This is a genomic window from Micromonospora yangpuensis (assembly GCF_900091615.1).
Lineage (GTDB): Bacteria > Actinomycetota > Actinomycetes > Mycobacteriales > Micromonosporaceae > Micromonospora > Micromonospora yangpuensis.
This window is the reverse complement of the sequence record NZ_FMIA01000002.1, coordinates 5,748,617-5,769,305: the sequence shown is the minus strand read 5'-3', so window position 1 is coordinate 5,769,305 and position 20,689 is coordinate 5,748,617. Positions and strand designations below refer to the sequence as shown.

Below are 20,689 nucleotides of genomic sequence, written 5' to 3'. Positions count from 1 at the left end.
CCCGTCCTCGCCCCGGATACGCCGCTTTTCCCGATTCCGATTCGGCTTTCCGCCGGGACGTGTGCCGCGACCCGGGGCCGCGCGGGCCATAGGATCGGCGCATGACTCCGGAAGAGGTCGGTCAGCGGGTGGTGGCGCTCCTCGCGCCCGTCGAGGCCACCGCCACTGTCTCCGGCGGTCAGGGGTACGCCCGCGCGACGGTGGACGTACCGCTGACGAGCTGGCGGGACGCGGTGCGGGCGGCTCGCTCCGACGCCGAGCTGGGCTGCGACTTCTTCGACTGGTTGTCGGCGGTGGACGAGCTGGCCGGCGGCTTCGACGTGGTGGTCCACCTCTGGTCGACCCGGCTGCGGCACGGGGTGCTGCTGCGTACCCGGGTACCCCGGGACGCCCCCACGGTGGCCTCGGTGGTCGACATCTTCCCCGGCGCGGCCTGGCACGAGCGGGAGACGCACGAGATGTTCGGCCTCGACTTCGCCGGCCACGACGGGCTGAAGCCGCTGCTGCTGCCGCCCGGGTTCGAGGGGCATCCGCTGCGCAAGGAGTTCGTGCTGGCCTCCCGGGTGGCCAAGCCGTGGCCCGGCGCCAAGGAGCCCGGCGAGTCCCAGGCCGGCGGCGGCCGTCGTCCGATCCGGCCGCCGGGCGTACCGGCACCGGGGGAGTGGGGCACGGTCCCCACTCCGGCGGGGGCAGCCGGCGCGGGCGAGGGCCCGCGCGGCGGCACCCCCGCCCGCCCCGCCCGCGAGCGTCCGGCCCGCCCGGCCCCGGGCGACCGTCCGGAGCGTCCGGCCTCGGGCGAGCGTCCGGCCTCGGGCGAGCGTCCGGCTCCGGGCGAGCGTCCGGCCCGCCCGGCTCCGGGCGATCGTGCGGAGCGTCCGGCCTCGGGCGAGCGTCCGGCTCCCGGCGAGCGTCCGGCCCGCCCGGCCCCGGGCGACGACGGGGGTACGGACTGATGCCGGCCTGGTTGGAGCTGCTGATCCGGGTGGTCGGCGTGCTGGTCGCCTTCCTCACCCTGCCGCTGCTGGTCGGGCAGGCCGAGCACAAGGTGATGGCGCACATGCAGGGTCGGCTCGGCCCGATGTACGCCGGTGGCTTCCACGGCTGGGCTCAGTTGATCGCCGACGGGGTCAAGTTCGTGCAGAAGGAGGACCTGACTCCCCGGGAGGCCGACCGGGCGGTGTTCCGGCTCGCGCCGGTGGTCGCGCTGGTGCCGTACCTGCTGGTGTTGTTGGTGATCCCGCTCGGGCCGGGCGGTCTGGTCGGGCAGCCGCTGGACGTGGGTCTGTTCTTCGTGCTGGCCGTGGTGGGCATCGGCGTGCTCGCGGTGTTGATGTCCGCCTGGGCCTCGGCCAACAAGTACAGCCTGCTGGGCGGGTTGCGGGGGGCGGCGCAGCTGCTCGGCTACGAGCTGCCCCTGGTGCTGGCCGCCGCGTCGGTGGCGATGGCGGCCGGCACGTTGAGTCTCTCCGGGATCGTCGAGGCGTGGCAGCCCTGGTGGCTGCTCTGGCAGGCCCCCGCGATGATCGTGTTCTTCGTCGCCGGGCTGGCCGAGATCCGGCGTCCCCCGTTCGACATGCCGGTAGCCGACTCCGAGCTGGTCTTCGGCTACATGACCGAGTACAGCGGGCTGCGGTTCGCCTTCTTCCTGCTCGCCGAGTACGTCGGGATCGTGGTGATCGCCGCGTTGACCACGGTGCTCTTCCTCGGTGGCTGGCAGGGGCCGTTCGCCGACGCCCAGCTCGGCTGGCTCTGGACGCTGCTGAAGGTCTTCGCCGTCTCCTTCGTGATCATCTGGCTGCGGGTGTCGTACCCGCGGCTGCGTGAGGACCAGTTGCAGCGGCTCTGCTGGCTGGTGCTGGTGCCGGCCGCCCTCGCCCAGCTCGTCCTCACCGCCGCCGTCCGCCTCGCCCTGTAAGGAAGGGCCCCCTGTTAACGCTTCCGGTATAGAGGGGAACCTTTCTCACGCCGGCAGCGGGTCGCGCGACCGGCAGCGGGCGGATGGCAGCGGGCGGGTGGCCTGACCGAGGTGGCTTCCCTCGGCCAGGCCACACCGTGCCGTGCGCTGAGGCGGTGCCGTGTGCTGAGGCGGTGCCCGTTAGGCCGTGTTTCGTAGTGCGCGGAGCCATTGGTTGATGGCGGCGATGGTGAGGGTGGCTTCGTAGCGCACGGCGAGTTTGTCGTATCTGGTGGCCATGGCGCGGTGGTGTTTGAGCTGGTTGATGCCGCACTCCACGGCGTGACGCAGGCGGTAGACCTCGGGGTCGAAGGCGGGTGGGCGTCCGCCTTTGGACCCTTTGGCCTTGCGGTGGGCGTCCTGGTCGGCCTTGCTCGGGATGCACGCTCGGATGCCCCGGGATCGTAGGTGGGCTCGGTTGGCTTTGGACGTGTACGCCTTGTCGGCCAGCACCATGTCGGGGCGGGTCCGGGGCCGGCCGCCACCGGCGCGGGGGACACGTAGTTTGGCCAGTACGGGGATGAACTGTGGGCTGTCGCCGTGTTGTCCGGCGGTCACCACCATGGCCATCAGTTTGCGGCCCTGCTCGCAGGCCAGATGGGTCTTGGTGGTCCAGCCGCCCCTTGACCAGCCGAGGCCGTGACCTGCCGGCTCGGTCTGCACACCACCGGGTGGCTCCTTCTGCGCCTGCCCGTCACGGCGGGCCCCATCGGCGTGCTGGTGGGCGCGGCTGATGGTCGAGTCCACGCTCACCGTCCAGCCGATCAACCCCGCCGCGTCCGCCAGGGCCTGCAACGAGGTGAGGATCTGCGCCCAGACGCCGTCGCGCTGCCAGCGCCGGAACCACCGGTACAAGGTCTGCCACGGCGGGTAGGACGCGGGCACGTCCCGCCATGGTGATCCGGTCCGGACCCGCCACCGGATCCCGTCGATGATCAGTCTCATGGTCCATCTGCGCGGCCGAGCATGACCCGTTCCCGCAGGCAGCAACGGCTCGAGGACCGCCCACTGCACGTCGGTCAGGTCATGTCGCCTCGCTGCCGCTACGCTCGGCACGAGGTCTCCGGTGTGAAGTTCCAGCTTGGTCGCTGAACCAACTACCGGAGACCTCTCCCATTAGCGACCACCGCCACGCCCCAACAACGCCGCCCTACGAAACACGGCCTAGGCGTTAGAAGGGTCCCCTTCTATACCGAAAGCGTTAACAGGGGCCCTTCCTTACAAGCTAGGGGCGGCGTAGAGGAGGCGGTTGGGGGAGCCGGGGCCCGGGTTGATCACCACGCCGGTGGTCGCGGCGGCGATCAGGGCGGACTTGGCCGTCGCCAGCGTGGCCGTCGGGTTCGACTGCCGGTAGCGGGCCAGCCAGCCGGTGACATGCGGGGCGGCCATCGAGGTGCCGCCCCAGCCGGCGGCGACCGCGGTGTTCGAGGCGATGCCGGCGGAGGTGATGTCCACCCCGGGGGCGAAGACGTCGACGCAGCTGCCGTAGCTGGAGAACGAGGCCCGGTTGTCGGTGCTGTCGGTCGCCGCCACGGTGATGCCGCGCGTCGACCGGGGGCCGTTGGTGCAGGCGTCGGTGTTGAAGTTGTTGGCGATGAAGACCGGGTAGACGCCCGAGTCGATCAGGTTCTCGACGGCCACGCTCGGGGCGGTGCCGTAGCCCTGGAGGCTGAAGTTGGCCACCGAGACCGCGGCGTGGTTGGCGGCGACCCAGTCGAGGCCTTCGATGAGGTCGGTGGTCCAGCCGGAGTTGTCGCACTGCAGGACCCGGACCGCCCGGATCGTCACCGCCTTGGCCACCCCGTACGTGGTGCCGCCGATGGTGCCGGCGACGTGCGTACCGTGCCCGTGGCAGTCGTTGGTGCCGTTGCCGTCACCGACCGCGTCGTACGCCCCGGCGGCTCGGGTGCCGAAGTCGACGTGGGTGGCGCGGATGCCGGAGTCGAAGACGTAGGCGGTGACGCCGCTGCCGGTGGTGGTGTACCCGAAGCTGTTGTTCAGCGGCAGGTAGTGCTGGTCGATGCGGTCCAGCCCCCAGGACGGCGGGTTCGGCTGCACCGCCTGGGGGGTCGACACCCGGTTGACCGGACCACCCCGGACGACCGTGTCCGGCTCGACGTACGCCACCGCCGGGTCGTTGCGGACCGCTGCGAGAGCGGCCGGGGGCAGGTGGGCGGCGTACCCGTCGAGGACCTGGGTGTAGCGGTTGAGTACCGTGCCGCCGGCGGCCTCGGCCACCGTGATCGACCGGGCGGCCTGGCTGGATCGGGCGGTGTCGGCGGGCTTCTCGGAGAGCACCACGACGTACCGGTCCGGCGCGGCCGGCGCACCGGCGGCCAGCAGCGGGGCGGGCGTGGCCCGACCCGGCTCCGCGGTGCCCGGCACCGCGTTCGCGGGAGCGGTGGTGGCGACGAGTACGCCGGTGAGAAACCCGGCGAGTACGCCCAGACGTGCGGTTCTGCTACCCAGCTTGCGCAAGGCTCGATCCTCCTCAGGGAGTCCACAATGGACAGACCGATCCGACTCCGGCGGTGGGTCACCGGGCCGGACCCCCTAAGTCGACCAGGTTCGATTGACGGCCGTGTTAACTATTGAACACGCAAGGTGAATGTGTGATGGCTCTCAGTGGTCGCCCCGGCTGGCGGTGCCGCGTGTATAGGAAGGGCCCCTTCCTATACAAAAAGCGTTAGGAAGGGGCCCTTCCTTGCATTCGGGGTGGGGGGTCAGGCGAGTGGGGTGTGTGCGGGGGGGACCTGCTCGGCCGGGGCGGGTGGCGGCGGGGGAGTGCCGTCGCCGAAGGGCCGGCCGCCGAGCGCCTCGCGCCCGTGCGGGCTGAGCCAGTTGACCAGGTCGGGGCCGAGCGGCACGATCCCGGTCGGGTTGATGTCCCGGTGCACCTCGTAGTAGTGCCGCTTGATGTGGTCGAAGTCGATGGTGTCGCCGAAGCCGGGGGTGGCGAAGAGGTCCCGCGCGTACGCCCACAGCACCGGCATCTCGCTCAGCTTCTGCCGGTTGCACTTGAAGTGGCCGTGGTAGACCGGATCGAAGCGGACCAGCGTGGTGAAGAGCCGGACGTCGGCCTCGGTGATGGTGTCGCCGACCAGGTACCGCTGCTCGGTGAGTCGGTCGCTGAGCCAGTCCAGCCGCTCGAAGAGCCGCCGGTACGCCTTCTCGTACGCCTCCTGGCTGCCGGCGAACCCGCACCGGTACACGCCGTTGTTGACGTCGGCGAAGACCACCTTGTTTACCTCGTCGATCTCGGCCCGCAGGTGCTCCGGGTAGAGCTGCGGCGCGCCCTGGCGGTGGTACGCGGTCCACTCGGTGGAGAGGTCCAGGGTCATCTGCGCGTAGTCGTTGGTGACCACCTGCCCGGTCGGCACGTCGACGATGGCCGGCACGGTGATCCCCCGGTCGTAGTCGGGGAACCGGGCGTAGAACGCCTCGCCCAGCCGCTCGATGCCGAGCACCGGGTCCCGCCCGTCCGGGTCCAGGTCGAAGGTCCAGCTCCGGGCGTCGTGGGTCGGCCCGGCCACCGCCATCGGCAGCGCCTCCTCCAGGCCGAGCAACCGCCGTACGATGATCATGCGGTTGGCCCAGGGGCAGGCCCGGCTGACCACCAGCCGGTACCGGTCGGGCTCCACCGGGTACCCGTCCCGCCCGTCGGCGGTGATCCGGGTGGCGATGTACCGCTGGTCTCGGGTGAACTCGCCGCCCGGCTCGACGTACTTGCCGCCGGTCTGCGTCGCCGCGCCGTTGCTCTCCGCCATTGCGTCGTCCTCCACCGTTGCAGGTCCAGTCGGTCCCATCATGTCCGATCCCTTACCCAGCGACCCGGCAACGCCCACCGCGACCTCGGCCACGCCCCCGCCGACCCGGCACCGGCCGGCCCGCTCAGGCCGCGGCGCGGGCTCAGGCCGCGCGGTACGGGCTCAGGCCGCGCGGTGCTGCAGGCTCGGGCCGCTCAGGCCAGGGTTCACCGCGCGGTACGGGCAGCGGACGGCGGGAAGGCCGGGGCTCAGGCGACCTGGGCGGCGAAGGCGAGCACGATGAGGGTCCCGTTGCTCACCGTGTGGGCGAGGATCGGCACCCAGAGGTTGCGGTAGCGGTGCAGCAGCCAGGCGAAGAGCAGGCCGGCGAAGAGCGCGCTGATGGTGTTGAAGACCCGGGGCAGGTGCATCACCGCGAAGAAGCCGGCGGAGATCCCGATCGCGGCCAGCGCCGGGAGCCGGGCGGCCAGGCCCTGGAAGAAGACGCCCCGGTAGAGCACCTCCTCGTAGATCGGGGAGGCGATGGCGCCGAAGAAGAAGGCGAAGGTGAACTGGGCGAGCAGGCTGCCGGGCGGGTAGCCGCCCTCGCCGCCGCCGTCCGCGGTGAGCGCCGCCGGCAGTGCCAGGAGCAGGCCGAGGGTGAGCCCGGCCTTGGCCAGCCCCCACCAGGTCGCGGCGCGCAGGTTGCCGGCGGTGGGCCGGGTCAGCAGCAGCGGCCGGCGGATCTCGCCGAAGCGGTGGTACGTCACGGCGAGGCCGACCAGCAGTTGGACCCCGTTGATCAGCAGCCAGGCGAGGATGCTGGCGAGCAGTTCGGAGGCGCCCAGGGCGGCCGGGCCCCGGGCGAGGAAGTTCGCCACCGGGGCGTTGGCCAGACCGAAGCCGACCGCGAGCACGATCGCCAGATCGGGCCAGGTGAACCGGGCGAAGCCGGGGGTCGTAGCGGGGCTTTTCGGGGCAAGGTCGGCGGTCATGGCGAGGAGATTAGTCGCTTGACCTATATCGGTCAAGCGACCGATCACGTACGATCATGACATGCCGAAGGTCGTGGACCACGAGGAGCGTCGGAGCCGACTCGGGGCGGCCGCCTGCGCCGTGCTGAGCCGTACCGGCGTGGCCGGCACCACCGTCCGGGCCGTCGCGGGCGAGGCGGGGATGCCGCTGGCGACGGCCCAGCACTACCTGCCGACCCGGGAGCTGATGGTCCGGGCCGCCATGGCGTACCTGGTCGACCGGGTGGTCCGGCGGGCCCGGGCGCTGCCCACCGGGCCGAGCGCGCTGGAGACCCTGCGGCTGGCCGTGGTCCAGCTCGTCCCGCTGGACGAGGAGCGGATCTTCGAGTCGCGGGTCTGGCTGATGCTGACCGCCGAGGCGCTGATCGACGAGCAGATCGCGGCCATCATGCGGGAGAACGCCGTCGAGCTACGCGCCAACCTCGCCCGCCTGATCGACCTGGCCCGCGCCGACGGCAGCATCGCCGCCGACGTCGACGTGCCGCAGGCCGCCGGGGAGCTGGCCACCGTGCTGGACGGGGTGACGCTACGGCTGCTCTACGCCGCGCTCAGCCCGGCCGAGGCCCGCGCCGAGATCGACACCCACCTCACCCGGCTGGCCGCCCGCCCCTGAGACCTTGGCCGCCCGCCGCTGAGACCTTGGCCGCCCACCGCCGGGGCGCCGGCAGTGGGCTCAGAGGTACCGGGGGGTGAGCCGGGCGATGGACAGGTTCACCGGGAACGGCTCCCCGGTGTCGACGAACTTCGTCCACCGGCCGGTTTCGGCGTAGACCTCGGCCACCGGGTCGAGCCGGTGCGTGTGCACCACCAGCTCGCCGCTCTCGGTCTCGATCCGCCAGTAGAACGGGATGCCGGCCTGGGCGTAGAGGGTGGGCTTCAGCACCCGGTCGATCGAGCGGGTGCTCGGTGACACGATCTCCACGGCGAGCACCACCTCGTGCGGCTCGTACCGGGCCGGGCGACGCTGGGCCGCCGTCGCCGTGGTGACCAGGACGTCCGGGATGAAGCAGCGGGAACGGTTGATCCGTACCTCGACCCCCTGGGTCACCTGGTAGTCGTCGGGGCTCTCCGACTCCAGCGCGACGCCGAGTCGCATGGCGATGGTCTGGTGGGCGGCGGTGGGGGAGGGGGACACGAGCAGCACTCCATCGAGCAGTTCACGGCGACGCCCGTCGTCGGGCAGGGCGTCGAGGTCGTCCGTCGTCCACCCGCCCTCGGGCGGCTCGCTGGACAGCGCGGCGGTCATCGACGGTCACTCCTCACAGCGGTCACGTCCGGTGCGTCGTTCTCCCCACCGGTACGGTACCGCCGCGAAGAGTCGGGTGGTGGTCGCGCGCGCCGGGCACACAGGGCAGGATGGTCGACATGAGCGAGCACGGTGACCGCAGTGAGCGCAGCCTGCCCGGCGAACGTAGCGAGCGCAGCCTGCCCGGCGCCGGCCTGGCGAAGGGACTGGCGGTCACCCTCAAGACGATGACCCGCCGCTCGACCACCCAGCAGTACCCGGACGTGGCCCCCGAGCTGCCACCCCGCTCCCGGGGGGTGATCGCGTTGTCCGAGGAGAACTGCACGGTCTGCATGCTCTGCGCCCGGGAGTGTCCGGACTGGTGCATCTACATCGACTCGCACAAGGAGGAGGTGGCGGTGCCCGGCGCCGCCCGCCCCCGGCAGCGCAACGTGCTCGACCGCTTCGACATCGACTTCTCGCTCTGCATGTACTGCGGCATCTGCATCGAGGTCTGCCCCTTCGACGCGCTCTACTGGTCACCCGAGTTCGAGTACGCCGAGTACGACATCAAGGACCTGCTGCACGACAAGGACCACCTGGGCGAGTGGATGGCCACCGTGCCACCGCCGCCCGCGCACGACCGCAACGGCGAGCCGGCCAAGGAGGAGACCGCCGCCGCGCGCAAGGCCGCCGCCCCCACCGCGCCCCCCGCCCGCCCCACCGCCCCCCGAGGTACGCCCGCAGCCCGCCCGGCCGCCGCCGCCCCGTCGCCCGGGGCCGCCGCTCCGCAAGCCGAGGCCGCCCCGCCGCCCGCCGCGGCCCCGCAATCCGAACGGGGTGCGCCCCCAGCCCGCCCGGCGACGTCCGGTCAGGAGGGTCCGGGTCCGGACGAGGGCACCGCCCCGTGACCGGGGTGGACGTGCTGCTGCTGGCCCTCGGCGCGGTGGCCGTCGGTGCCGGCGCGCTGGTGGTGGGGACCAGCCACCTGGTCCGGGCCGGCCTGTACCTGGTGGTCTGCCTCGGCGCGGTGGCCGGGATCTTCCTGGTCCTCGGCGCGGAGCTGGTCGCCTGGGTGCAGGTGCTGATCTACGTCGGCGCGGTGGTGGTGCTGCTGCTCTTCGCGGTGATGCTCACCCGGGCCCCGATCGGCGCCTCCGACGACCTGGACCGGCCGGGCTGGCCGGCCGCGCTGATCGGCGGCGGCAGTGGACTCGGGCTCACCGTGCTGATGGTCGACGCGTACCGGTGGTCGACCGTGGACCTGCCCGAGGCGGGTACCGCCGAACGGCTCGGCGACCAGATCTTCCGCAGCTGGGTGCTCCCCTTCGAGGTGCTCTCGGTGCTGTTGCTGTCCGCCCTGATCGGGGCGATCGTGCTGTCCCGCCCGGACATCGGTCGGGGGCGGCGACGGTGAGGCCGGTCATCCCGTACGTCACCGCGGCGCTCCTGTTCGGTCTGGGCGTCTACGGCGTACTGCGCCGCCGCAACGCCGTGCTGGTGCTGATGGCCGTCGAGCTGATGCTGAACGCGGTCAACCTGGTCCTGATCACCGCGGACACCACCGTCCGGGCCACGCTGCCGCAGAGCGGTCAGGTCTTCGCGCTCTTCGTGATCGTGCTCGCCGCCGCCGAGATCGGGGTGGGGCTGGCCATCGTGCTCCAGTTCTACCGGCTGCGGGCCAGCGTCGCGGTGGACGAGGTGCCGCTGACCGAGGGCCCTGAGCTGGAGGCCACCGCACACTCGACCGAGGCGGCCACGAGCGGCACCGGCACGCACGGGGAGGCTGACCGGTGAACGGACTGCTCGGGGCGCTGCTGCCGGCCGTACCCCTGGTCGCCGGGTTGGCGGGGTTGCTCCTGCCGCCCGCGTCGCGCGTCGCGACCGGCGCGGCGGGGTCTGCACGCGGCGCGGCTGGCTCGTCGCCGGGTCCGGCCGGCGGCGCGGCGGCGCGCGGCGAGGGGCCGGCGCGGCCGGTGGCGATCGGGCTGGGGGTGGCCGGCGCGGCCGGTGCCCTCGCCGTCGCTCTCGCCCTGCTGGTCGGCCTGGACGGCCCGACCGAGACCAGCACCACCTGGCTGGAGCTGGGCGGCCTGACGATCACCCTCGGGGTACGCCTGGACGGTGCCGCCGCGCTGGTCGCGGTGGCGGTGGCCGCCGTCGCCCTGGCCGTGCAGGTCTACTCGGTCGGCTACCTGCGGTCGGGGCCCGCCGACGACGGCGAGGTCGACCACCGGTACCCGCCGTACGCCGCGCAGATCAGCCTCTTCACCGCCGCCATGCTGACCGTGGTGGTCGCCGGGGACCTGGTCATGCTGCTGGTCGGCTGGGAGGTGATGGGCATCTGCTCGTACCTGCTCATCGCCCACGACCGCCGGCTGCCCGAGGCCCCGGCCGCCGCGATGAAGGCGTTCCTGGTCACCCGGGTCGGCGACGTCGGTTTCCTGCTCGGCATCGCGCTGCTCGGGGTGAGCGCCGGCAGTTTCCGGATCGCCGACGTGCTCGCCCACTCGCACAGCACCACCACGCTCACCGCCGCCTGCCTGCTGCTGCTGGCCGGGGTGGCCGGCAAGAGCGCCCAGTTCCCGCTGCACACCTGGCTGCCGGACGCGATGGCCGGCCCGACCCCGATCTCCGCGTTGATCCACGCCGCCACCATGGTCGCCGCCGGGGTGTACGCGCTCACCCGGCTCTGGCCGCTCTTCGCGGCCAGCCCGACCGCGCTGGTCGTGCTCGGCGTGATGGCCTCGGTGACCCTGCTGCTCGGCGCGTTCGCGGCCACCGCCCAGGACGACCTCAAGCGGGTACTCGCCTGGTCGACGGTCTCCCAGCTCGGCTACATGACCGGAGCCCTCGCCGTCGGCTCACCCCCGGCGGCGCTGTTCCACCTGCTCACCCACGCCGCGTTCAAGGCGCTGCTGTTCCTGGCCGCCGGGGTGGTGATCCACGCGCTGGGCACCGCGTCGATGTCCCGGATGGGCGGGCTGCGCCGCAGCATGCCGGTGACCTTCTGGTGCACCCTGGTCGGGCTGGGCGCGCTGGCCGGCGTGCCCCCGCTGGCCGGCTTCTGGAGCAAGGACGGCGTGCTCGCGGTGGCCCAGACCGCCGCGCTGGACGGCACCGGCCCCGCGCCGGGCTGGGTGGCGTGGCTGGTCTGGCTGGCCGGGCTGCTCGGGGTGGTGGTCACCGCCTGGTACGCCACCCGGCTGCTGCTGCGGGTCTTCTTCGGCGAGCTGCGGGATCCGCTGCTGCACCCGCACGACCCGCCGGCGGTGTTGCGTTGGCCGGTGCTGCTGCTGACGGTGCCCTCCGCGCTGCTCGGGCTGGCCGCGTTCTGGCCGGCCTTCGCCGACCGGCTGTTCACCCCGGCCACCGCTGACGCCGCCGGCACCTCCGCTTCCGCCTCAGCCTCCGCCGGGGAGCTGGTCCACCTCGGGCCGGCGTTGCTGCTGCCGACCGTGCTCCTGCTGGTAGGGGCCGGGCTGGCCTGGGCCGGCTGGCGCGGCGACCCGGCCGCCGACCCGGCCCGCGCCCTCGGTCCGCTGGGGTCGCTCTTCGCCGCCGGCTTCCGCCTCGACGACCTCCAACAGACCCTGGTGGTACGCCCGGTCCGGGCGCTCGCCCGACTGGCCCGTACCGCCGATCTGGTGGTGGTCGACGGCGCGGTGGAGGGCACCGGACGGGGTGCCCGGGGCCTGGGCGGCGGCCTGGCCCAACTGCACCGCGCCGCGCTGCCCCGGGCCGCCGCCGGCGTCCTGGCCGGCGCGCTGCTGCTCGGCCTGGCCGCCATCGTGATCGGCGGACTGACATGACCACCGCGAACGCGTCACCGCGCCGGGTCGGCCGGGGCCGGCCGGTCCGGTGCCGACCGGCCGGGCGCGGTCCGGTCCAGTGCCGGGCCGGCCGGCGACCAACTGGCCGGGTCGGCCGGTCGCGAGCCGAGGAGACCGGATGAGGATCGGGGAGTTGCTGCTGGTCGCGGTCCTGGCGGTGCCGGCCCTCGGCGCGGTGGTGGTCGCCGCGTGGCCCCGGGACCGGGCGGCCCGCCTGGTCGGTACGGTCTTCGCCGGCCTGACCCTGCTCGCGGCGGTGCTGCTGGCCACCGGGGAGCGGACCTGGACGGCCTGGGCCGCCGACGCCCCGGCGGTACGCCCCTGGCACCAGCTCGACCTGCCCTGGGTGCCCGGCCTGGAGCTGCGGTTCCACCTCGGCGTGGACGGCATCTCCTGGCCCCTGGTGGTGCTGACCGCCCTGCTCACCCTGCTCTGCTGCGGGTACACCGTCTGGAAGGTGCCGGCCGGTGGCAGCGGCCGGGCGTTGGTGGCGCTGTTGCTGGTGGTCGAGGTGGGCATCCTGGGCACCTTCCTCGCCCTGGACCTGGTGCTCTTCTTCCTCTTCTTCGAGGTCGTCCTGCTGCCGATGTACGCGATCATCGTCGGCTGGGGCGGCAGCGCCACCGGGGACGGCCGGTCGGCCCGGGACGCGGCCCGGGCGGCGGGTCGCAAGTTCGCCCTCTACACCCTCTTCGGCTCGGTGCTCCTGCTGGTCGGGGTCTACCTCGTGGTCACCGCCGCCGGCACCGCCGACCTGGTCACGCTCACCGGCGGCGACGGGCTGTCCCGGGGCACCCAGCTGGCCGCGTTCATCCTGCTCGGGCTGGCCTTCGCGGTGAAGAGCCCACTCTGGCCGCTGCACTCGTGGCTGCCCGACGCGCACACCCAGGCACCCACCGTCGGCAGCGTCGTGCTCGCCGGGGTACTGCTCAAGATGGGCACGTACGGCCTGATCCGGGTCGCGGTGGGAGTCGCCCCGGAGGGCGCCCGGCAGGTCGCCCCGGTGCTCGGGGTGCTGGCGGTGGCCGCCATCCTGATCGGGGCCCTGATCTGCCTGGCCCAGGACGAGTTGAAGCGGCTGATCGCGTACTCCAGCGTCGGGCACATGGGCTTCGTGCTGCTCGGGATCGCCACGCTCACCGCCACCGGCATCCAGGCGGCGCTGATCGGCAACATCGCCCACGGGGTGCTCACCGCGCTGCTGTTCTTCCTGGCCGGGGCGGTCAAGGACCGTACCGGCACCGGATCGTTGGCGCAGCTGTCCGGGCTGCGCGACGCCGCGCCCCGACTGGCCGGGTTGCTCGGCTTCGCCGCCGTCGCCTCGCTCGGCCTGCCCGGCCTGGCCGGCTTCTGGGGGGAGGCACTGGCGGTGATCGCCGCCGTACAGCGGGGTGGGGCGTTCTGGATCACCCTCGGCGTGCTCGCGGCGGTCGGCGGGGCGCTGACCGCGGCGTACCTGCTGCGGTTGTTGCGCCGGGTCACCCACGGCCGACCCAGCCCGGCGGTGGGTGCGCTGGAGCCCCGCCTGGCCGGTGCGGAACTGACCGCCTGGACGCCGCTGGTGCTGCTCGCCCTGGCCATCGGCCTGGCCCCCACCCTGGTCCTCGGCGTGGCCGCCGCCCCGGTGACCGCCCTCGTCGAGGTGCTCGCACCATAAGGTGGAGGAGTAGATCATGAGTGTGGTGCAGAGCATCGACCACGTGGCGTTGCTGCCGGCGTACCTGGCGGCCGGTACGGCGGTGCTGGTGCTCCTGGCCGACCTGCTGGTGTCGCGGGACCGGGTGACGGTGGCGGTGGCCGCCCTCGGGGCGGTCGGCACGGTGCTCGCCGCCGTCGTGGTGGGCGTCGGCGAGCCCCGGCGGACGTTCTGCGTGGGCACCGACTGCTCCTGGGTGATGAACGACCGGGCGGCCCTGGTGGCCGGGGTGTTCGCCCTGCTCACCCTCGGTGTGCTGGGGCTCTCCGGGCCACTGCTGCGGGCCGGCCGGTCGCCGACGGGGGAGTACACCTTCCTGCTGGCCGCCTCGATGACCGGCGGGGTGGTGCTCGGCGCGGCCGGCGACCTGATCACCCTGATCGTGGCGGTGGAGACGCTCACCCTGCCGATCTACGTCCTGGTCGGGCTGCGGCGGGGCAGCCTGGCCAGCGCCGAGGCGGCGGTCACCTTCTTCGTGGTCAGCGTGGTGGCCACCACGCTCACCCTGCTCGGCGCGGCGCTGCTCTACGCGGTCACCGGTGGACTGCACCTGGACCGGCTCGGCGCGGTCTTCGCCGAGCGCCCGGAGCTGACCGAGCTGCCGTTGGCCACCGCCGCGGTGACGCTGGTGGTGCTCGGGCTGGCCTTCAAGGTGGCCGCGGTGCCGTTCCACGCCTGGGCGCCGGCCACCTACGACGGCGCGTCGGTGCCGGTGGCCGCGTACCTCTCCACCGCCTCGAAGCTGGGCGGCGTGGTGGCCCTGCTCGCCGTGGTCCAGTACGCGCTGCCGGCGACCGTCACCGGGCCGGTGCTGGCTCTGCTCGCGGTGCTGACGATGACCGTCGGCAACCTGGTGGCGCTGCGCCAACGCCGGACGGTCCGGCTGCTCGCCTGGTCGTCGGTGGCCCAGGCCGGCTACATCCTGGCCCCGCTCGGGGCGCTCGCGCTGACCACCGGCCGCACCGGGGAGGCCGCCGCGGTGGCGTACGCGGCAGCGGTGGCGTACGCGGTCTTCTTCGTGCTGTTGGAGTTCGGCGCGTTCGCGGCGCTGGTGGCGCTGCGCCCGGCGGGCGCGGACGGCGGCACGGTGCGGGACCTGCGGGGTGCCGCCCGCCGGCATCCGTGGGTCGCGGCGGCGTTCGGGCTGGCGTTGGTCGGGCTGGCCGGGCTGCCGCCGGGGCTGGCCGGCCTCTTCGCCAAGGTGACCGTGGTCCGGTCGTTGCTGACCGGCGGCTCGGCCGCGCTGGCCGTGGTGGTGGCGCTGAACGCGGTGATCGGCCTGGCGTACTACCTGCGCCTGACCGCCACCCTGTACGCCCCCGCCGCGTCGGCTCCTGTGACCGCCTCGGGCGACGATCACGCTGGGTTGTCGTCGGGGCGGCCGGCGGCCTCGGTGCTGGCCGCGCTGGCGGTGGCGACGGTCCTGGCCGTGCTGGTCGGCCTGGCTCCCCAACTGGTGCTGGAGCTCACCGCTCTCAGGTAACTCACAGTCATTAGACGGACTGTTGTGGGGTACCGGTCTGTTGCACCGGTCAGCGGTATCGAGCGTCCGATCCGTGCACCGAAGGAGTGATCGTGCACCACAACCGTCTGAAGACCGCCGCCCTGCTGGGCCTGCTCACCTCGCTGATCCTGGCGGTGGGCTACTGGTTCGGCGGCAGTGGCGGACTGGTCGTCGCCGTCGCCGTCTCGCTGGTGATGAACGGCGTCACCTACTTCTTCTCCGACAAGCTCGCGCTGCGCTCGATGCGGGCGCAACCGGTGAGCGAGGCGCAGTTCCCCGAGCTGTACCGGATGGCGCGGGAGCTGGCCACCGAGGCCAACCAGCCGATGCCCCGGCTCTACCTGAGCCCCACCGCGCAGCCCAACGCCTTCGCCACCGGCCGCAACCCGCAGAACGCCGCGGTCTGCGTCACCCAGGGGATCACCGAGATCCTCGACTACCGCGAGCTGCGCGGCGTGATCGGCCACGAGCTGTCGCACGTCTACAACCGGGACATCCTGATCTCCAGCGTCGCCGCCGGCCTGGCCGGCATCATCACCATGCTGGCGAACCTGGCCCTGTTCATCCCCCTGGGCGGCCGCAACGAGAACGGCCCCAACCCGCTGGTGCTGCTGGTCACCATCATCCTCGGCCCGCTGGCCGCCACGGTGATCCAGCTGGCGATCAGCCGCAGCCGGGAGTTCCAGGCGGACGCCTCCGGCGCCGAACTGACCCGTGACCCGTTGGCCCTGGCCAGCGCGCTTCGCAAGATCCACGCGGGTACCCAGCTGCGGCCGCTGCCCGCCGAGGGCCAGCTGACCAGCACCGCCCACCTGATGATCGACAACCCGTTCAAGAAGGGTGGTGGGATGGCCGCCATGTTCGCCACCCACCCGCCGATGGAGGAGCGGGTACGCCGACTGGAGCAGATGGCAGCCAACAGCGGGCCGGTCCGCTTCCAGCGCTGACCAGCTCCTGCCCCGGTCCCGCTTCCAGCGCTGGTCCGGCTGCTGCCCGCGCCGACCGACCCACCGTCCTCCGCCCACGTCCGGCCCGTGCCGGACGTGGGCGGAGTGTGTGTGAGCGAGAAAACCATGTCGCCCGACGCCACCCCGGCGTTAGGGTCGTACGGTCTTTCGCTCATTACCAGGGGGTCCGCATGGCCGCGTTCGGTCGCTACCTGAGGGTGTGGCAGATCCCCGGCGCACCCGTACTGCTGGTCACCGGGATCGTCGGCCGGCTCGGCATCGGCATGACACCGCTGGCCCTGCTGCTCGTCGTGGAACAGGTGACCGGACGCTACTCGCTCGCCGCCGTCGCCGGCGGTCTCTACGCGCTCTCCGGTGCGGTGCTCAGCCCGGTCGCCGGCCGGATCGCCGACCGTGTCGGCCCCACCCCGGTCCTGCTGCTCACCGCCGTCGCCCACCCGCTGGCCCTGGTCGGGCTGCTGCTCGCCAGCCGCTCCGGGCCGGCGGCGCTGACCTGGATCTACCTGGCCTCGGCGGTGGCCGGAGCGACGTACCCGCCACTCACCGCCGCGATCCGGGGCGCCTGGAACGACCTCACCGCCCCCGCCACCGGCCGGTACCACCTGCGTAACACCGCCCTGGCCGCCGAGACCACCCTCTTCGAGTTGGTCTTCGTGCTCGGGCCCCTGCTGGTGGCCGCCTTCGTCCTGCTCGCCGACGCCGCCACCGCCCTGCTCGGCGCGGCCGTGGTCACCCTGGGCGGCACGCTCGTGGTGGCGCTCGGCCGGGTCATGCGCGGCTGGCGCCCGCACGCCCGCGAGCACCACGCCCGGGGCCTCGGCCCGCTCGCCGTACCCGGCTTCCCGGCCCTGCTGGTCTGCGTCGCCGGCATCGGTGCCGCCTTCGGCGCGGCCGGCGTCACCGTCCCCGCCTTCGCCAGCGCCCACGCCGGCTCCCAGGCCGGCGACGGCGCGGCCGAGGGACTGGCCGGCATCCTGCTGGCCGTCTGGGGCATCGGCAGTGCCGTCGGGGGAGTCTGGTTCGGCACCCGGGCACCGGCGGCCAACATGACCCGCCTCTTCGCCTGGCTGCTCGCCGGGGTGGCCGGCTCGTTCGCCGTCTTCGCGATGATGCCGGGACCCCTCGCGCTGGGCGTGGCCCTCGTCGTCGGAGGCGCGCTGATCGCCCCGGCACTGACCCTGGAGAACACCCTGGTCGGCCGGATCACCCCGAACGGCATGCTGAACGAGGCGTACACCTGGGTGGTGACCATGTCGGTCGGTGCCAGCGCGGCCGGCGGCGCGGGCGCCGGCCTGATCATCGACCACGGCGGCGGCGTCCCCGGCGCGTTCCTCTTCGCCGGCGCGACGGTCGCGGTGGGAGCCCTGGTCGCCGCGCTACCGGCCGGCCCCCTCACCCGAGCCGAAAAACACTCCCCGGTACGCCCCGAAGACACCCTCACCCCCGAGCCCGCCTGAGCCGCCTGGCCCTTGTTGGCTGGCCTGGCCCTTGTCGGCTGGCCTGGCTTTATTGGCCTGCCTGGCCCTCGTCAGCCTGGACGGGTCCTGAAGATCTTGGACGAGCCCGATCGGGGTAGATCTTGGACACTTACCGTCCAAATAGAACGGTAAGTGTCCAAGATTCACCTCGGAGCCCGCTTCGGCGGTGATGGGGGCGCATGGGGTGGCGCGGTCGACCGGAAATCGGTGCCGGCTTTGCGCCTGCTTGCCCTTTTTGCGCGCCTGTGGGGTGTCTGGAACAGGCTAAAGATCTTGGGAAGATTATGCCCGTCCGTATGGGCCGGTTTCTTCCAAGATCTTTGGGCGGCTCCGCCGTCGGCGGTAGGTGGTGAACCCGTCAGCGGTAGTTGGTGAACTGGAGGGCGATGCCGAAGTCCTCGGCCTTGAGCAGCGCGATGATCGCCTGCAGGTCGTCCTTCTTCTTGCCGGTCACCCGCAGCTGGTCGCCCTGGATCTGCGCCTGCACACCCTTCGGGCCCTCGTCCCGGATCTTCTTGCTGATCGCCTTGGCCTTCTCCGACTCGATACCCTGGACGACCTTGCAGTCCAGCTTGAAGATCTTGCCGGAGGGCTTCGGGTCGCCGGCGTCCAGCGACTTGAGCGAGATGTTCCGCTTGACCAGCTTCTCCTTGAAGACGTCCAGGGCGGCCACGACCCGCTCCTCGGTCTCCGCTTGGAGGCTGATCGCTTCCTCGCCCGACCAGGTGATCTCCGCACCGGTGCCCCGGAAGTCGAACCGCGTCGACAGCTCCCGCTCCGCCTGGCGGAGGGCGTTGTCGACCTCCTGGCGGTCGACCTTGCTGACGATGTCGAACGACGGGTTCGCTGCCATGCTCATGCTCCTGCTGTCCGGCGGTCTCGTACACGTATCCCTGCCCACTGGTGCCAGCGGCAGACCCACCGACCGTACCCGGTTGCGCCGGGGCCGGGAGCAACCGCTATCCTTGCATCCGCCGCCGCGCACAGCGTGGTGGTACGCCCTGGCGGGTTGCCCGAGCGGCCAATGGGAGCGGACTGTAAATCCGTCGCGAAAGCTTCAGAGGTTCGAATCCTCTACCCGCCACCAGGTGCAAGAAGAGGCCCCTGACCAGCGCGAACGCCGGTCAGGGGCCTCTTCTTTGAGTCTCACTCAGTCCCGCTCAATCTCGCTGGCGGGACTGCCCCGGGTTCGGTTGACACTCCCCCGGCCCTGGCCGAGGGCGGTCCGTGTGGCACTCCCGCGTTCCGTCGACGATCGACGGCGGCGACACCATGAACGATAAGATCGGTGACGCGCTTCGATGAGGGCGATGCCACAGGGCGCAGCGCGTCTTGACCACCTGCGAGACACTCGTAACCATGCGGCTGCGTGCAGTAACTGCTCTGGCGTCAATCTGTGCAGGTCAAGTGGACGGTGTGCGTTGACCGTAGGTGCCGTTACTCGGCAAGGGGTATCGCTGACGCCTCGTCCGCCAGATTTGCCGTCTCCGCGCCGGCGCTCGACCCGCGATCATGCTGTGTGGGTGAGCCTCGTACTGTTGTGCCTGGTTCTCACCGGCTGTGACCCAGAGACCTCCGGCAAGGTCCGTTACAAGCCCGTGCTGCTGCCGGTGGCGTTGACGGTCGGACCGAACGGCGTGGCTGTCGAGGGTGAGACGCCGAGTGTCGTCACTCCGATCGGTGAGTTCTCGGTCGGTGCCGACTACTCCCTTCCGTCGCGCGGTAAGGATGCGATATACGTCCTGCTTCGCGACCGCAGCAAGGGAAAGTCCGGATTTGATCAGGTCTTCAGGGTTCAGGCCGGCGGTGATCAGCTCACCGTGGTCGTCAACGGAACCACCACGATCCAGGTGAAAGACGGGCAAGTCCTGATCGATGTCACCGACGGCGCGGTCAAGAAGGTGCAGTTCAAGCGGGTGGATCAAGCGACGGTCAAGGAGGGTGGCGAATCGTACTGGTCCAAGGTGGGCGCGAAGTGGGACAAGGGCTGGGACTCCTCCCTGTACAAGCCCTTCGTGTTCACCCGCTGGGCCTACGACGACTCGACCATCGGCAAGTGGTGCGGACTTGGCTTCGTCTGGTTCCTGATGCGCTTGGCGCTCACCATCGTGCTGCTCTTCGTCGACCTGGCCCTGACGGCGGTCTTCGTGGTCGCTCAGGTCGCCTACCTGTTCTGGGCCGGCACCGGCCGGAACATCGTGTGGGGCGTCGCCACCCTGGCGGTGATCGTCTCGGCGTTCCGCTGGATGAGCTCCTACTGACTCACTGTGGGCATGGGCGGATAGTGGTCCGCGCGTCGATTAGCGGCCGGCGGCGGGACTGAAACACCAGATCGTACGCGTTGAGTCGGCCTAGATCACGGACGTCCTGCAATCCGTCGTAAACCATGAGTCTCGCTCTGGTCACCTGAACCGGATCAGGGCTACTGCCTTGTCATCATGCTGCTTGCTGCGGGGCCAGCGTCGTCCGTCGGCGTCGCCTTCCTCGGCCTGGTGCACGGCCTCGACGAGCAGTGTCGGGTGCTCGTCGGCGAGGGCGAAAGCCGCCGTCCAACTTGCCGGCACCCGGTACGAATCCATGCCGTCGGCCACCCCGTCGGTCATCGTCAGTACGGCCGCGATGTCGCTGACCGGCCAACTCGCACGGACAGCGTGGCGGGCAGCCTCCGGGTCGGCTTCGACGATCCAGTAGCCGCCCGGAGTGTTGCGGGCGCGCTGCTGCGCCTGGACCAGCGCCGTCCACTCCGCGACGTGCTGAAAGCCGAACCCACCCCGTCGTCGTACGGCGTTGTACAGCTCTGCCCGCTGGTCGGAGGCGACTCGGGAGAGCCGGTCGTCGCGGACCTGGTGGATCTCGCCGCCACGGGTGAGCAGGATGGCGGGGCTGTCGCCGAGCACCAGAACGTCGATGTCGTCGCTGGTCCATCGGACGATGCTCACCGTCGTCGACGGCCCGCTGCCGGGTCGCAGGGTGTGCCCGTCGCGGACGTGGCCGATCGCCTCGGCGAGTGTGTCGGTCAGATCGGCCCGGGGGTGTTCGGTCAGGAGTTGACGAAGGTGTTGCCCGACCTGCTCGGCCAGCCATCCGCCGTCGCGGCTGGTCTTTTCCGGCTGCGATGCGCCGTCGAGCACGATGACGGCGTCGGGTGTGGTGAAGATGCGGTCTTCGGTGGGGCGGTCTCGTCCGGCCCGCTCGGCGGTGACTACGTCTGGGCGTGGATTCGTGGCGGGCATGCGAGTTCGCTCCTGGTC

19 protein-coding genes and 1 tRNA gene are annotated in these 20,689 nt (G+C 72.0%); 13 read left to right on the top strand and 7 right to left on the bottom strand.

Annotated features, from left to right (window positions below):
• Window positions 1–101 precede the first annotated feature (101 nt).
• Window positions 102–953, top strand: coding sequence for an NADH-quinone oxidoreductase subunit C (locus tag GA0070617_RS25995; RefSeq protein WP_091444165.1), 852 nt, complete (start codon window positions 102–104; stop codon window positions 951–953).
• Window positions 953–1,915 (top strand): NADH-quinone oxidoreductase subunit NuoH, encoded by a 963-nt coding sequence (nuoH, locus tag GA0070617_RS25990; RefSeq protein WP_091444161.1) that lies wholly within the window; start codon window positions 953–955, stop codon window positions 1,913–1,915. The genes GA0070617_RS25995 and nuoH overlap by 1 nt, the downstream gene beginning before the upstream one ends.
• Window positions 1,916–2,095: 180 nt before the next feature.
• On the opposite strand, the gene GA0070617_RS25985 is transcribed toward nuoH, so the two are convergent.
• From GA0070617_RS25985 to GA0070617_RS25970, 4 genes are all read right to left on the bottom strand, one after another.
• Window positions 2,096–3,010, bottom strand: a complete 915-nt coding sequence (locus tag GA0070617_RS25985) for an IS5 family transposase (RefSeq protein WP_091444158.1) — start codon at window positions 3,008–3,010, stop codon at window positions 2,096–2,098.
• A gap of 162 nt (window positions 3,011–3,172) precedes the next feature.
• Window positions 3,173–4,432 (bottom strand): S8 family peptidase, encoded by a 1,260-nt coding sequence (locus GA0070617_RS25980; RefSeq protein WP_091444154.1) that lies wholly within the window; start codon window positions 4,430–4,432, stop codon window positions 3,173–3,175.
• 245 nt (window positions 4,433–4,677) lie between these two features.
• Entirely contained in the window at window positions 4,678–5,721 is a 1,044-nt protein-coding gene (locus tag GA0070617_RS25975) for a glutathione S-transferase family protein (RefSeq protein ID WP_091444152.1), read from the bottom strand.
• 248 nt (window positions 5,722–5,969) lie between these two features.
• Window positions 5,970–6,695: a CPBP family intramembrane glutamic endopeptidase gene (locus GA0070617_RS25970; RefSeq protein WP_091444149.1), complete on the bottom strand. Its 726-nt coding sequence runs from the start codon at window positions 6,693–6,695 to the stop codon at window positions 5,970–5,972.
• A 61-nt stretch (window positions 6,696–6,756) separates the two neighbouring features.
• On the opposite strand from GA0070617_RS25970, the gene GA0070617_RS25965 reads away from it, so the two are divergent.
• The gene (locus GA0070617_RS25965) at window positions 6,757–7,347 is read left to right on the top strand and encodes a TetR/AcrR family transcriptional regulator (RefSeq protein ID WP_091444145.1); all 591 of its coding nucleotides are present in this window, start codon (window positions 6,757–6,759) and stop codon (window positions 7,345–7,347) included.
• A gap of 60 nt (window positions 7,348–7,407) precedes the next feature.
• Here GA0070617_RS25965 and GA0070617_RS25960 read toward each other — a convergent pair whose 3' ends face one another.
• A complete protein-coding gene (locus GA0070617_RS25960; RefSeq protein ID WP_091444137.1) occupies window positions 7,408–7,980 on the bottom strand; it encodes a Uma2 family endonuclease in 573 nt (190 codons plus the stop codon).
• Window positions 7,981–8,099: 119 nt separating this feature from the next.
• On the opposite strand from GA0070617_RS25960, the gene GA0070617_RS25955 reads away from it, so the two are divergent.
• From GA0070617_RS25955 to GA0070617_RS25920, 8 genes are all read left to right on the top strand, one after another.
• Window positions 8,100–8,870: a NuoI/complex I 23 kDa subunit family protein gene (locus GA0070617_RS25955; protein WP_091447366.1), complete on the top strand. Its 771-nt coding sequence runs from the start codon at window positions 8,100–8,102 to the stop codon at window positions 8,868–8,870.
• The gene (locus GA0070617_RS25950) at window positions 8,867–9,376 is read left to right on the top strand and encodes an NADH-quinone oxidoreductase subunit J family protein (protein WP_091444135.1); all 510 of its coding nucleotides are present in this window, start codon (window positions 8,867–8,869) and stop codon (window positions 9,374–9,376) included. The genes GA0070617_RS25955 and GA0070617_RS25950 overlap by 4 nt, the downstream gene beginning before the upstream one ends.
• The gene (gene nuoK, locus GA0070617_RS25945) at window positions 9,373–9,756 is read left to right on the top strand and encodes an NADH-quinone oxidoreductase subunit NuoK (protein WP_229688564.1); all 384 of its coding nucleotides are present in this window, start codon (window positions 9,373–9,375) and stop codon (window positions 9,754–9,756) included. The genes GA0070617_RS25950 and nuoK overlap by 4 nt, the downstream gene beginning before the upstream one ends.
• On the top strand, window positions 9,753–11,771 hold the full coding sequence (locus tag GA0070617_RS25940) for an NADH-quinone oxidoreductase subunit 5 family protein (RefSeq protein WP_091444133.1): 2,019 nt from the start codon (window positions 9,753–9,755) through the stop codon (window positions 11,769–11,771). The genes nuoK and GA0070617_RS25940 overlap by 4 nt, the downstream gene beginning before the upstream one ends.
• A gap of 139 nt (window positions 11,772–11,910) precedes the next feature.
• Window positions 11,911–13,449 carry a complex I subunit 4 family protein gene (locus tag GA0070617_RS25935; protein WP_091447361.1) on the top strand — a complete coding sequence of 513 codons (1,539 nt, stop codon included), beginning with the start codon at window positions 11,911–11,913 and terminating at the stop codon, window positions 13,447–13,449.
• A gap of 16 nt (window positions 13,450–13,465) precedes the next feature.
• The gene (locus GA0070617_RS25930) at window positions 13,466–14,971 is read left to right on the top strand and encodes an NADH-quinone oxidoreductase subunit N (RefSeq protein WP_091444131.1); all 1,506 of its coding nucleotides are present in this window, start codon (window positions 13,466–13,468) and stop codon (window positions 14,969–14,971) included.
• A gap of 92 nt (window positions 14,972–15,063) precedes the next feature.
• Entirely contained in the window at window positions 15,064–15,939 is an 876-nt protein-coding gene (gene htpX, locus GA0070617_RS25925) for a zinc metalloprotease HtpX (protein ID WP_091447358.1), read from the top strand.
• A 191-nt stretch (window positions 15,940–16,130) separates the two neighbouring features.
• Window positions 16,131–17,417 carry an MFS transporter gene (locus GA0070617_RS25920; protein WP_091444129.1) on the top strand — a complete coding sequence of 429 codons (1,287 nt, stop codon included), beginning with the start codon at window positions 16,131–16,133 and terminating at the stop codon, window positions 17,415–17,417.
• A 379-nt stretch (window positions 17,418–17,796) separates the two neighbouring features.
• Here the strand turns inward: GA0070617_RS25920 and GA0070617_RS25915 are convergent, their stop codons facing one another.
• Window positions 17,797–18,291, bottom strand: coding sequence for a YajQ family cyclic di-GMP-binding protein (locus GA0070617_RS25915; protein ID WP_091444126.1), 495 nt, complete (start codon window positions 18,289–18,291; stop codon window positions 17,797–17,799).
• Window positions 18,292–18,441: 150 nt separating this feature from the next.
• Between GA0070617_RS25915 and GA0070617_RS25910 the strand changes: the two genes are divergently transcribed.
• Window positions 18,442–18,525 (top strand) — tRNA-Tyr (locus tag GA0070617_RS25910).
• A gap of 436 nt (window positions 18,526–18,961) precedes the next feature.
• Complete coding sequence (locus GA0070617_RS25905) at window positions 18,962–19,699, top strand: hypothetical protein (RefSeq protein WP_139135761.1); 738 nt, start codon at window positions 18,962–18,964, stop codon at window positions 19,697–19,699.
• Window positions 19,700–19,840: 141 nt separating this feature from the next.
• Here GA0070617_RS25905 and GA0070617_RS25900 read toward each other — a convergent pair whose 3' ends face one another.
• Entirely contained in the window at window positions 19,841–20,671 is an 831-nt protein-coding gene (locus tag GA0070617_RS25900) for a protein phosphatase 2C domain-containing protein (RefSeq protein ID WP_091444123.1), read from the bottom strand.
• Window positions 20,672–20,689: the final 18 nt, after the last annotated feature.